Origin of the sequence: Paraburkholderia sp. 32 (genome assembly GCF_050435345.1) — a bacterium.
In the GTDB taxonomy this organism is placed as follows: domain Bacteria; phylum Pseudomonadota; class Gammaproteobacteria; order Burkholderiales; family Burkholderiaceae; genus Paraburkholderia; species Paraburkholderia tuberum.
In genome coordinates this window covers 3746400-3758745 of the sequence record NZ_JBNDKD010000003.1, presented here as the reverse complement: position 1 = coordinate 3758745, position 12346 = coordinate 3746400, and the positions used below count along the sequence as shown (strand labels likewise).

Sequence of the window (12346 nt, the reverse complement as noted above, 5' to 3'; positions counted from 1 at the left end):
TCAGTGCGCCACGACTTTCACGAGCGAGCCGGTATCGAGCCTGTCTGCACCGTCGGTCGCGACCCGCTCTCCTTCCTTCACCCCGCCATCGAGAATCGCCGTGTCGTCGCCTTTTACCGGCCCGGTCTTCACGTTGCGCAATGCCACTGTGCCTGCGCCGCCGATCACGAAAACGAAATCGCCGTTCGCGCCATGCTGGATCGCCGTAGTCGGCACGACCGGAATCCGCTGCAGCGTGTCGACCTGCATCCGGACATTCACGAATTCGTTCGGGAACAGCGCGTTGCCGGAATCGGGGAAGACTGCCTTGACGTTGATCGTGCCGGCGCTCGTATTGACGAGGTTGTCGACCGCAAGCAGCGAGCCCTTCGCGAGCAACGATTTGCCGTCACGGTCATAGGCCAGCACCTGAACCTCCCCCTGCGACATCGCCCGCCGGATCCGTCCCAGGTCGTCTTCTGGCACCGAGTAGGTCACGGTCGCCGGCTGCAGTTGCGTAACGACCGCGATACCGGTCGTGCTGGTGCTGCTCACGTAGTTGCCGGGGTCAACCAGGCGCAGGCCCACGACGCCGTCCACGGGAGACGTGATGGTGCAATAGCCGACCTGAACCTGCAGATTGTTCACGTTGCCCGTGTCCGCCAGCACGGTGCCTTCGTCCTCCTGGACGGTAGCAACTTGCGTATCGAGCGTCTGCTGCGTAATCGAGCCCGCTTTGATCAGCTGCTGATAACGTTGCAGGTCCAGTTTCGCGTTTGCGAGTACAGCCTGGTCATGACGCAGCGTACCCTGTGCCTGCAGCAGCTGCGCTTCGAGCGCCCGCGAATCGATGCGTGCAATCACCTGTCCTTTCCTGATCGTCTGCCCCTCGCTGAAATCGACGGAACGCAGTATCCCGTTGACCTGCGTGATGACCGTGACGGTACGTGTCGGTGTCACGGTGCCGAGCGAGTCGATATAGACAGGAACATCGGTAACCGAAGCCGCAACCGCGCTCACGGGGATCGGATCGGGTGCGACAGCCGTCTGACGGTGACCGTGAGCCAGGTGGAACCACCCGACGGCCACGACGCCGGCCATGAATATACTAAGTACCGCAAAGTATCTTGTAAGGTTTTTCATCACACAACCATGAAAAATGGCCATCTCATCAAATGCTCACGCTGCCCTGCCAGACCCTTTGGGCGGGGCTCGAACGTCACATTAAGTCGTAGTCCCTGCCACACCACGTCGACGGCGCAGTCATCGCGCCGACAAGTGCCCGTTAAGGAATGGGAATTTGCACGACGGCCTTGAGTCCGGACGGCGCATTCTGGAAGAGATCGAGCGTGCCGCCATGCTGCTGTGCGACGTGCTCCGCTATCGCGAGGCCGAGGCCGCTCCCGCCCTTTCGATCCGCCTCTGAGCCGCGCCGGAATGGTTGCTTGATCAACGACAGAAGCTCTTGAGGCAGGCCCGGCCCCCGATCCTCAACCGCAATCGTGACACTTCGCGCGTCCACGGTAGTCCGGACTGCGAGCCCGACCTGACCGTACACGACCGCGTTCTGCATCAGGTTCATCAATAGGCGCTGCATGCCGACCGGTCGGAACGCAACAGGTGGCAATTCCGCGAGCGACAGTTCGAACGTGCGACCGAGACCTGCATAGTCGGCGGCGAGCTGTTCGATCAGCGCGTTCAGATCGCCGTGCGTCGCCGGTTCGCTATCCCACCCCCGGGCGAAATCGATAAACTGCTGGACGATCGTGTCGATCTCCTCGACAAAGCGTTCCGCACTGGCGGCCGGGGCCTCGAATGACTCCGGTGCGAAGATGGCCATGCGCAGCTTGGTCAGCGGCGTGCGGATATCATGCGATATGCCCGCAAGCATTTCGGCGCGCGTCGCTTCGAGATCTTCGAGCGTCGACGCCATCCGGTTGAACGCCTCCGCTACTGTTGCCAGCTCGCGCGGGCCGCTCACGGGAACCGCTTCGGGCCAAACGCCACGCTCGATGGTGCCGGCAGCGCGCGCCAGCCGGCGCAGCGCCTGTTCGACCGGCCGGTGGATCAGATAGGCCCCAAGAGCAGGAAGGGTGGCCGCACTTAACAACAGGCCGATCAGCGCCCAAGGCAGCGTACTGCTCATGGCCGATGTTCCACGCAGCGCCACCCAGTACCGGACGTCCTGCACATGTAGACGCACCCAGATCCGGTGCCCGTCGCGCTCCCAGCGAAGCTGGTCGTCCGGGGCAAGTTCCGATGCCAGTCGACCGAAAAAGCGGTGCGCCATGTAGTCGGGAGGCAACCCGTCGCGAGCCTGTGGCGGCGGCAGTTCACCTTGGGGCGCTCCGTTCATTTCGAGCAGTTGCCGGTTTCGCTCGTCGTCCGGCAGGACTGACAACAGCCGGTCCAGGATCCGGATCTGCGATGCCACGAGCGCTGCGCCATCGTCAACTCTTGGCTTCTGGATAAAGTTCAGATAGACGGCAAAGACCAGGATCTGACTTGTCAGCATCAGTACAATCAACAGCAATACGTTGCGCGCGAAAAGGGAACCCCGCCATACCGACATACCGCTTCCTTTCATCTCGCTCTCTCGATGACCTGCTACGCAGGTATACATAAAACAGTCAGATGCCTTTTGCATTCGATTGACCGGTCCCGGGATCGCAGTGGGTCCTCTGCATCCTTGCCCGGGAAAGGCACTCATCCACTTGCGCGGTCATGCCGTACAGCGCGTCCAAAAGGATGGCGGACGAATTGCCATAGCGTCGCGCGAGCTCCGCGAGGTTCATTAGCGCCGCATACGGCACTGCGCACTGCGATGCGGAGCTGTTAAACGATGGTGAATTATCGCTGCGGGGGACAATCGTTTGGGTGCACGTCCATTCAGCCTCATGCGCCCTCCAACCGTAAGTGCACCGAGGACGCCCAGCAGCACAAAGTCGGCAACCAGCAGACCGCGGCGAGCAGCGCTGGCGCCGAAGCGATGTGCAACATGGCTTTGCTGCTTTGATGGACCGGGGTGATGTATCGCACGAGACGGGTTCGGCGCAGAGATTTCACAACCAGTGACCGGCCACCCAAACCCCACCTACCCAGTGACCAGGCATCCAGACGCGACGCGGCACCGTAACTACGTGCATCACAGGACGACGCGGCATGACGACGACCGCCATGGGAGGTGGGGGCACTGGCGAAACCGTCACAACCGGTGCGACTGCCGCTGGCACGGCTGCTGCGTAACCGTTTTGCACGACCACGGTCGGCGGCGCATAGACAGGTGTCGCCGGAACGACCGCGACGGGAGCCGGCACGGCGATACCGACGACCACGCCGGCGAACGCGGAAGCAGTCATGGATGTGAGCAAAGCCCCACCCACCAGCATGGCAAACGTTCGAGTTTTCATGAGCATCCTCCTTTACATAGAGGGCGCACGAAGCGGATCGCGCGCCGAGAAGAGAATGTACAGAGATCGCGACCTCAAATCTGTTGGAAAGGTGTGTCAAAAGATGTCACTTTGGCACTGGCGGATGCATGACGATGCTTGATTGCTCATGTAGCACTACGACACCTATCCGCCCCTGTTGGGACGAGGATGTGGAGTTCTTTTCGAACTTCACAGCTACTGCTGCTGATGAGGCATGATGGCGAACTGGAGCTGGCGGTCAACACGCAGATCAGCCTGAACTCGCTGACAACCTCGTGCCCTTGCGCCTGCCGGACAGCCAGTTGCTCGCGCACGACGAAAGCTCGGTCGACGTCGACGCGATCAGAACGCGTTGCTTCGATCCGGATGCCTGATCAATATCTCTGGGGCTCGGAAACCACGCATTCGGCGCTCGCGCTCGCGCGTCGGCTGATGACTGCTTTGCGCGGTTGTTGACACGAGCGCTCGCCTTGACGAACACATGCCTGAGGTTCGCCAGTTCGGGGATATTGGCCTTCGCCGCCGGATAGCTGCCGTGAACACGGCTAGCGGAATTTACGAACATCAACACCGGCCGATGGGAAAGGCCGGCTCACCGGCCCCTCGGCGTTATGCGGTTTTCGATTGCCCCCGGCCTTGCCTCTGCGCTCAGCCGTGCTGCTGAGCCACCGTCGCTTGCCAGCCAGTGCGCGATTCCACCCACTCCGCCAACATCAGCAAATCCAGGTCGCCGTGAGCGGCGCCCACCAGTTGTGCGCCAAGCGGCAAGCCCGCCGGCCCGAATCCCACCGGAACGGTCACGGCCGGTACACCGAGGAACGTCCACGGTGCGCAGAACGATGCGTCGCCCGTATAGTCGAGTCCGCGCGGCGGCTCGCCCGTGGCCGGCGCGACCAGCAGCGCATCGAGCGCCATCGTGCGCGTCAGCCAGTCGTGAAAGCGATGCGCCATCGGCATCTGCGCCGCCTTGATCCGGGCATAGGCGGTGACGGGCAGCTTGCGTCCCTCGTCGACGAGACCGCGCATTGCCTGGCTCACGAGCTCGGGCGTGCGATCGACCAGTTCGCCGTGCGTGATGGCCGCTTCCACGGACATCAGTTTCAACGCATGCGCGGGCGTTTCGAAGATCTCGACAGGCAGATCGACTGAGACTATCTCGGCACCGTCTCGCGCGAGCTGGGCCGCGAGCCTGTCCAGCGCGGCCTGCTGCGCCGGCTCGACTTCGCCGCCGACCTGTTTCGACAGCACGCCGATGCGCCGCGTCCCAGTGCCGCGCGTCGTCGCGGCAGTGTGCGGAACGTGCGAGACGTGCGGATCGGCTGCATCGGCCCCAGTGACGAGCGCCAGTGTGTAAGCTACATCGGCGACGCGCGTCGCGAACATGCCGACGTGATCGAGCGACCACGCCAGCGGCAACACGCCCGTGCGCGCGATCGCGCCATAAGTCGGCTTGAACCCGACGATGCCGCAGTACGCCGCGGGCCGGATCACCGAGCCCTGGGTCTGCGTGCCGAGTGCGAGCGGCACGATGCCCGCCGCCACCGCCGCCGCGGAGCCACTCGACGAACCACCCGGTGTGAACCCGCCATTCCACGGGTTGACGGTCGCGCCCGGCTGACGCCAGGCGAATTCGGTGGTCACGGTCTTACCGATAATCGACGCGCCCGCCGCACGCAGACGCGCCACCACCCACGCATCGTGCTCAGGGCGTCGGCCCTTGTAGGCGGGTGAGTTGAATTCGGTCGGCATGTCGGCGGTATCCAGAACGTCCTTCACCACGACAGGCACGCCCGCCAACGGCACCGTCGCATCGACGGCATTGACCGGCGCGATCTCCGGCAAATAGCAGAACGCATGCAATGACGCCTGCGATTCGCACGCGGCATCGTAAGCGCGCACGACGTACTGCGCGACGTCTGCATTGCCCGAGGCGACCTCGGCGCGAATCCGGGCGATAGTGGGAATCGGGGCGACGGTGGAAGAAGCAGGGAACATAGTCATGGAAGCGTCGGCAAACGGTGTCATTTCGCGGCAAGCGCCGGCTGAATGTAACTCTGAACGACGAACCTGTCGTAGCTGGGTTGCTGCTTCAGGTTGCCGAGCGCGATCTGCGTGTCCATCGCGACGGTCAGCGCTTTCGGCGTGATGCCGACGTTCTTCGGATACACGCCTTCGTCCAGCATGCGCTTGACGGCTGCATCGACCACCACGGGATCGAGCGTCGGGAATTCCTTGCGAGCGATCGCCGCGGTTTCCGCAGGATGGCCCTGCATGAAAACCAGCGCGTTTTGCAGCCCCTTCACGAACCTCGCGGCCGCATCAGGATCGACGCTGCGTTTGGCGGAGATCGACGAGAACGCGTATTCGCCATAGAGCTTCGGAAAGCCGAGCACGACTTTCATGCCCTTCGCGACGGCCTGATCGAGACCCGGCTCATACATCACCGCGATCTTCGACTGACCGGCGACCAGCGGTCCGATCTCCGAGCCGAGCGGCACCTGAACCAGCTTGACGTCACTCTGGGACATGCCGTTCTCCTTCAACAGCTTGAAGAACAGCGACGTGCTCGTAGTCGGCATCTGTCCCGACACGACAACCTGATCCTTCACATCCTTGATGCCGCTGAACTTCACGTCCGGCGCAACCGCGATCCACACCGCCGCACCGTTCACGACGTTGGCGATCACGTCGACATCCGCGCCCTTCTCGGCGGCCACGGCCGTCCACTCCGGCCCGTGCAGCGAGAAATCGGCGCTGCCCGACAGCACGGCGGAGAGCGCCGCGCTCGGGCTACCCGCCGTCTGCTTGCTAACGTCGAGTCCCTGCTTCTCGAAGAAGCCACCGTCGATCGCTACATAGAGCGGCAAATACAGCATCGACTGGAACGCTTGCGAAATAGTCACTTTCTTGCCTGCGGCAAGCGCCGGCGTCGAAACAGCTGCAACGCTCACTGTTAAAGCGATGCTCAGCGCGCTCAGCGCCTTTCTTGCGGTGAGTGCCATCGTCTGTCCTGAGATGAAGTGGTTGGACTGCCGGAAATGGGTTAAACCTTGAGCGTGGTGGTATTCGACGCCTGCCGCCACGGCAGCAGCTTGCGCTCGAGCAGGTCGATCAAAAAGTACAGAACGAAGCCGATCGCCATCAGTACGAACAGGCCCGCCCACACGGTGTTGAGGTCGTACAGGCTCGACGCTGTGAAGATCATGTGCCCGAGGCCCTTCTCTGACGAGATGAATTCGCCCACCACCGCGCCAACCAGACCGAAGCCGACGTTGATGCGAAAGGTGGAGATCACATAGGGTAGAGTGAACGGCACCACCACTTTCATGAAGACATCGTTTTTGTTCGCGCCGAGCGTGACAAGCAGCGCCTGCAAATCGGGATCGGCGTCTTTGGCCGCTTCATACGCGGCGATCAGCGCGACGATCGCGGTCAGCGAAATGGCCAGCGCGACCTTCGAGATCAACCCGGTGCCGAACCACAAGATCACGATCGGTGCGAAAGCGATCTTCGGCACACTGTTGATCGCGACGATGAACGGCTCGATCAGCCGCGCGACGAACGGCGAATACCACAGCGCGAGCCCGCACACCGATCCGACCGCCGTGCCGAACACGAAACCGAGAATGGCTTCGAAAAGCGTATAGCCGGTGTCGATAAAAAGCTGATGCGATTGCGTGTCGCGCACGAGCGCCGCGAGGATTTTCGACGGCGAGCCGACGAGGAAATTCGATACCCAGCCCAGGCGCGCCGCCCCTTCCCAGATGGCGAAGAACGCAATCACGGCCGCCAGTTGCAGCAGCGAGCGGCCCCAGCCGCTGTCAAGTGCGTACCGCACGTGAGCCTTCGGTGCACGCCGTGCCGGTGCCGATTTATCGATGGAAATGGACTGCGTCATGCTGCCTTTACCTCCGTCTGAATATCGAGCTCACCGCACAATGCATGAAAGTAACCCGCGAAGTTGGGGTCGCTGCGCGCACCGATCGGCGAGCGCGCGGCGATGTCGATGTCATAGATCTTCTTCACCTGCGAAGGCCGGCCGCCGAGCACGACCACGCGCCTGGACAACGCGACCGCTTCGTCGATGTCGTGTGTGACGAGCACCACTGTCTTATGGAACGTTTCGACAGCTTCCATCAACACGCCTTCCAGGTACAGGCGCGTCTGGTAGTCGAGCGCCGAGAACGGCTCGTCCAGCAAGATGATGTCGGGATCGTTGATCAGCGTGCGGATGAGCGCGACGCGCTGACGCATGCCGCCCGACAGCATGCGGGGATAGGCATGTTCGAAGCCCGCGAGGCCATACGTGTTGAGGTATTCCATCGCCATGTCGTGCGCCTGAGCGGCCGGCATATTCGACAGTTCCGGTCCGATCAGCACGTTTTGCAGCACGGTACGCCACGGCAGCAGCAGGTCGCGCTGCATCATGTAGCCGACCTTGCCGCGTAAGCCGTCGACGCTTTGCCCGCGATAGACGATATCGCCGCTATCCGCCTCGAGCAGGCCGGCGATCACGTTGAACACGGTCGTTTTCCCGCAGCCCGAAGGCCCGATGATGCTGACGAAATCGCGTTCGTGAATATCGAAGGTCAGACCGCCGAGGACGTCGACCGAGCCGAGTTTGTTCGAAAACGATTTGCGGATATTGCGTAAGGCAAGCTGAACGGGCATGTTTGTTCCTCGACGACGGTTCGGTGTGCATTGCGGCAGACGGCGGGCGGAGTCAAACGCCCCGCTGTGCGGCGAGAAAGCGGCGGCGCATCGGCTTAAGCACGGCAATGGCCAGCAGTGCGGTGGCGATATCGAGCGTGATCGCGGTGGAGAACACCGGCTCCCAACTGCCCGCGTGCTGATGCAGCAATGCCGCGAGCGGGCCGCCGAAGATCGAGCCGATCCCTTGCGAGATGTAGAGCCAGCCGTAGTTCTCGGTGGCGTGACGGGTGCCGAAGGTGTCCGTCAGCGTCGCCGGGAACAATGAGAAGATTTCGCCCCAGCCGAAGAACACCACGCCCGACAGCAGTACGAATAGCACGGCGTTATCGCGCGTGAGCAGCCACAGCGCCATTGCTACGCCTTCGAGCGCGAACGCGAAGAACATCGTGTTCTCGCGCCCCACCTTGTCCGACACCCAGCCGAACAGCGGCCGCGTGAGTCCGTTCGTGAAGCGGTCGATTGTCAACGCCAGCGGTAGCGCGGCCAAGCCGAACACGAGCACCTTGGTCACGCCGAAGTCGGCGGCGAAAGTGGCCATCTGCGAGGTGACCATCAGACCCGACGTGGACATCATGGTCATCATCGCGAACATCAGCCAGAAGAGCGGCGTCTTCAGTGTCTGCGACGGGCGAAAACTCGCGACCGTCGGCGCGGAAATGGAACCCGCGGAACCCGCGGAACCGGCGGCATCGTCGTGCGAAGGCGGCACGCGCAAACCCTGCGAAGCCAGCAGACCGACCACTGCGAACGCAATGCCGAACATCCACAGCGTGGCTTCGATGCCGCGTGTCTGCAGCGACGTGGCGATCGGGAACGTCGTGACGATCGCGCCCATGCCATAGCCGGCAGCCACCGCGCCCGCCGCGAAGCCGCGCCTGGTCGGGAACCAGCGCACCATCAGCCCCACCACGCCGACATACACAATGCCCGTGCCCAGCCCGCCGATCACACCGTAGGTCAGATAGAGCATCGGCGCGCTATGCACCTGCGAGGCCAGAATCCAGCTCAGGCCCGCCATCGCGGTGCCGATCGAGATCGGCATGCGCGGTCCGAAGCGGTCGATCAGCTTGCCCTGAAACGCCGAGAAAAACGTCTGCAATATGATCAGCAGCGAGAACGTGACTTGCAGTTCAGGTAGCGCTACGCCGAGTTTCGCGGCGAGCGGTTTGGTCATCAGCGTCCATACATATTGCGGACTCGAGATCGCCATCATGCAGACGAGACCCAGCCCCAACTGAAGCCAACGGTTGCCTGTCACGGTGGTCGAAGTGCTGCGGAGGTCCGCCGACGCTATGGATTGCGAGCGTGTGGGTGTGGTCATCGAAACTCCATTTACTGAGCAAATGCCTGCCGGCGCCCGGCAGACGTGCAGCGTCCTCCGGGCCTCAAAGGCCGGACCTGCAATCTGATTGAAAAAAAGCGCGCGTGTGCGTCTACCAGCCCGCGGCTGCCCCGTCACTGCGCGGATCGTAGCCCGCTTCAATCAATCCATCTGGATACCGAACGATTGCGCCGGCGTGTCCCATTGCCTCGTCGTAGGCCTGCATCGTCTCGACCTGGTGGCCGAGCGCTTCGAGCCGGGCCACTGTGCCGGGCGCGAAGCGCGCTTCGAGCTTGAGCGTGTCGGTCGACTGGCCCCAGGTCCGGCCCAGCAGCCAACGCGGCGCATCGATCGCGGCTTGCGGATTCCAGCCGAATTTCGCGATGCGTGAGAAAACCGCGCTCTGCGATTGCGGCTGGCCGTCGCCGCCCATGTTGCCGTAGACCATCGTACGGCCGTCGGCAAAACGTGCGAGCGCCGGGTTCAGCGTATGAAAAGGCCGGCGCAGCGGCAGCAGCGGATTGCGTGCGCGCTCGTCGAGCGAAAAACTGCAGCCGCGGTTCTGCCAGTTGATGCCCGACCCCGCCAGCACGATGCCGCTGCCGAACTCGTGATAGATGCTCTGGATGAAGCTCACCGCGACGCCGTTGCTGTCTGTCACGCCAAGCCACACCGTATCGCCCGGCCCGCGACCGGCGCCCCACGGCGCGGCCTGGGTGATCGAGACTTGCGCGGCCATCGCGTCAAGCGCGGCCGGCTGCAGCAACTCACGCGGATCGACGCGCATGTAATCCGGGTCGGTAATCTCGGCGTCGCGCACGGCGAACGCCAGCTTGGTCGCTTCGACGCACGCATGCACGAACTCGGGACCAAGCGGGTCCATGTCCTTCGTCAGCACCCGATCGAGGATGCCCAGAATCAGCAGCGACACCAGCCCCTGGGTCGGCGGGGGCATGTTATAGATCGTGCCCAGCGAGTGCTTGAGCGCGAGCGGCGTTCGCAGGCGCGCCTCGTGCCGTTCGAGATCCGCAAGGCTCAGCAGGGAGCCCGCCGACTGCAGATCGCCGGCGATGCTGCGTGCGAGGTCGCCCCGATAGAAGTCGTCGAAGCCCGCGTCGGCCAGACGTTCGAGCGTAGCGGCAAGACGCGGTGCGACGAAGCGCTCGCCGGTAACGGGCGCGGAACCGCCGGGTAGAAAGGTTTCGGTGAAACCCGCGAGCGGGCGCAATTCGGCAAGGCGGCTCTCCACACACTGCGCCTGGCTGCGCGTGACCGGCACGCCGTGCTTCGCGTAGTGGATCGCGTCTTCCAGCAGGCGTTTGACCGGCAGCCTGCCCCCGAGCGTTTCAGCCGACCAGCGCTGCGCGCGCTGCCAGCCCGACACCGTGCCGGCCACGGTATTGGCTGCGAGCGGGCCGCGCACGGGAATCGCCGACAGTCCGCGCGCGCGGTATTCGTCGATTGTTGCGGCCAGCGCCGCCGCGCCGCATGCTTCGATGCCAACCGGCTCGGCGCCGGGACGGGAGATCAGCCAGAAGCCGTCCCCGCCTATGCTGTTCATGTGCGGATAGACGACCGCGATGGTCGCGGCGGCGGAAATCATCGCTTCGACGGCGTTGCCGCCTTCACGCAGGATCGCGAGAGCGCTCTGCGCAGCGAGCGCGTGAGGCGCAACCGCCATGCCGCGGGTTCCGCGGCCCGGATTCAGGAATTTGGATGCCATGGGAGCAACAGGGGTTTGCTTGTATACATACCCATGTCTATGCGAAAACCGTGCCATCAGCCAGAATTCCCGCAGAGGCTGACTGCAGAAGGAGCTTAAAAGCTCGAGCCGCTCCGACGTATGTTGCTAGATGGTGCCGCGCAACCTTGGTGGTGCATAGGGAGCGCTGTAAGGCTCCAATGCGGTGCGGGCGCGTTGCAGGCGCTCGGTCGTCAGCGTGCGCACCTCCGCCCGGCTCCCTTCTATGTGCCGTCCCAGCAACTCGACGGCACTGTCCGCCGCAAGATTGCGGATGGCCGCGAGAATTGCAATGTGTTCGTCGTAAGTGTCATCGATGCAGTCACCATAGACGAGATCGAGCCGCCGCACCACGCGGATGCGGTCGGTCACGCGCTGCATGGCCGCGCTCAACTCGGCGTTGCCGGCGGCGACGACCAACGCCTCGTGAAAGGCTTCGTCGAGTGCCACCATCTCGCGGCCATCGCGAACGCGCCGTGCGTGAGGAACGTTCCAGATGCGCTCGAGCCGCTCGAGCATCTGCAAGGCGGTCGCGGATAAGGCGCCGTCGCCCCCAAAGAACCGGCTGACCGAAAACGACTCGATCAGCTTGCGCATTTCGTATAGATCTTCGAAGCGCTTGAAATCGATCGGCACGACTTCCCAGCCGCCGCGCACATAGCCTTGCATCAACCCGTCGCTTTGGAGGCGCTGCAGCGCCTCGCGCGCCGGTGTGCGGGAAACGCCGAAGCGATCCGCGATACTGCCTTCGGTCATACGATCGCCGGGCAGCAGGCGCATGTCGAAGATATCGTCGCGCACGCTGAAATAAACATGGTCAGCGCGCGATGAGGGAGATTGGGTTGTGTCTTTCACGCATGAGCCTGGAATTGACGGGTCTTTTCGGCAGTGACTATCGGTAGCCTCAAAACATTCATGATGCGAGGTTGCCGCAGCCGCTCGATGAGTGTTTGCAACGACAATTGATACAGTGCAAAATTTCTCTCGATGTCCCGCTCTGCAATCAGGGCGATATTGCGAAGGTTGATTCGAGTAATTCGCCGTTTGCCAAGCGTGAAGTGAACTTCGCGGCTTTGAATAGCGCTAACACTACTGTGTTACGATTGCTTACACACTGTAGTAAAGAACGGACGCTTGGTAAAGGCGGTTTTGTCCTCGCGA

10 protein-coding genes and 1 pseudogene are annotated in these 12346 nt (G+C 62.8%); all 11 read right to left on the bottom strand.

Annotated features, from left to right (window positions below; all coding sequences use genetic code 11):
* On the bottom strand, positions 1–1080 hold the full coding sequence (locus OKW26_RS40145; RefSeq protein ID WP_429357006.1) for an efflux RND transporter periplasmic adaptor subunit: 1080 nt from the start codon (positions 1078–1080) through the stop codon (positions 1–3).
* Between the two features lie 184 nt (positions 1081–1264).
* The gene (locus tag OKW26_RS40140; protein ID WP_429357005.1) at positions 1265–2566 is read right to left on the bottom strand and encodes an ATP-binding protein; all 1302 of its coding nucleotides are present in this window, start codon (positions 2564–2566) and stop codon (positions 1265–1267) included.
* Positions 2567–3041: 475 nt separating this feature from the next.
* The gene (locus OKW26_RS40135) at positions 3042–3389 is read right to left on the bottom strand and encodes a hypothetical protein (protein ID WP_429357004.1); all 348 of its coding nucleotides are present in this window, start codon (positions 3387–3389) and stop codon (positions 3042–3044) included.
* Positions 3390–3794: 405 nt separating this feature from the next.
* A pseudogene (locus OKW26_RS40130) lies at positions 3795–3942 on the bottom strand (IS6 family transposase); the annotation flags it as partial.
* Positions 3943–4058: 116 nt separating this feature from the next.
* A complete protein-coding gene (locus OKW26_RS40125) occupies positions 4059–5411 on the bottom strand; it encodes an amidase (RefSeq protein WP_429357003.1) in 1353 nt (450 codons plus the stop codon).
* 20 nt (positions 5412–5431) lie between these two features.
* Positions 5432–6412 (bottom strand): ABC transporter substrate-binding protein, encoded by a 981-nt coding sequence (locus OKW26_RS40120; RefSeq protein ID WP_429357002.1) that lies wholly within the window; start codon positions 6410–6412, stop codon positions 5432–5434.
* Positions 6413–6453: 41 nt separating this feature from the next.
* Positions 6454–7308, bottom strand: a complete 855-nt coding sequence (locus tag OKW26_RS40115; protein ID WP_429357001.1) for an ABC transporter permease — start codon at positions 7306–7308, stop codon at positions 6454–6456.
* Entirely contained in the window at positions 7305–8081 is a 777-nt protein-coding gene (locus OKW26_RS40110) for an ABC transporter ATP-binding protein (RefSeq protein WP_184044181.1), read from the bottom strand. Before OKW26_RS40110 ends, OKW26_RS40115 begins: the two co-directional genes overlap by 4 nt.
* A 52-nt stretch (positions 8082–8133) precedes the next feature.
* Positions 8134–9444 (bottom strand): oxalate/formate MFS antiporter, encoded by a 1311-nt coding sequence (gene oxlT, locus OKW26_RS40105; RefSeq protein WP_429357000.1) that lies wholly within the window; start codon positions 9442–9444, stop codon positions 8134–8136.
* A gap of 112 nt (positions 9445–9556) precedes the next feature.
* Positions 9557–11167, bottom strand: a complete 1611-nt coding sequence (locus tag OKW26_RS40100) for a gamma-glutamyltransferase family protein (RefSeq protein ID WP_429356999.1) — start codon at positions 11165–11167, stop codon at positions 9557–9559.
* Positions 11168–11293: 126 nt separating this feature from the next.
* The gene (locus tag OKW26_RS40095) at positions 11294–12055 is read right to left on the bottom strand and encodes a GntR family transcriptional regulator (RefSeq protein WP_429357178.1); all 762 of its coding nucleotides are present in this window, start codon (positions 12053–12055) and stop codon (positions 11294–11296) included.
* Positions 12056–12346: the final 291 nt, after the last annotated feature.

What these genes read in the sequence shown, in the direction of transcription:
- OKW26_RS40145 (WP_429357006.1), bottom strand. Translation starts at nt 1,080, where the DNA reads ATGGCCGGCGTCGTGGCCGTCGGGTGGTTCCACCTGGCTCACGGTCAC.
- OKW26_RS40140 (WP_429357005.1), bottom strand. Translation starts at nt 2,566, where the DNA reads ATGAAAGGAAGCGGTATGTCGGTATGGCGGGGTTCCCTTTTCGCGCGC.
- OKW26_RS40135 (WP_429357004.1), bottom strand. Translation starts at nt 3,389, where the DNA reads ATGAAAACTCGAACGTTTGCCATGCTGGTGGGTGGGGCTTTGCTCACA.
- OKW26_RS40125 (WP_429357003.1), bottom strand. Translation starts at nt 5,411, where the DNA reads ATGACTATGTTCCCTGCTTCTTCCACCGTCGCCCCGATTCCCACTATC.
- OKW26_RS40120 (WP_429357002.1), bottom strand. Translation starts at nt 6,412, where the DNA reads ATGGCACTCACCGCAAGAAAGGCGCTGAGCGCGCTGAGCATCGCTTTA.
- OKW26_RS40115 (WP_429357001.1), bottom strand. Translation starts at nt 7,308, where the DNA reads ATGACGCAGTCCATTTCCATCGATAAATCGGCACCGGCACGGCGTGCA.
- OKW26_RS40110 (WP_184044181.1), bottom strand. Translation starts at nt 8,081, where the DNA reads ATGCCCGTTCAGCTTGCCTTACGCAATATCCGCAAATCGTTTTCGAAC.
- oxlT (WP_429357000.1), bottom strand. Translation starts at nt 9,444, where the DNA reads ATGACCACACCCACACGCTCGCAATCCATAGCGTCGGCGGACCTCCGC.
- OKW26_RS40100 (WP_429356999.1), bottom strand. Translation starts at nt 11,167, where the DNA reads ATGGCATCCAAATTCCTGAATCCGGGCCGCGGAACCCGCGGCATGGCG.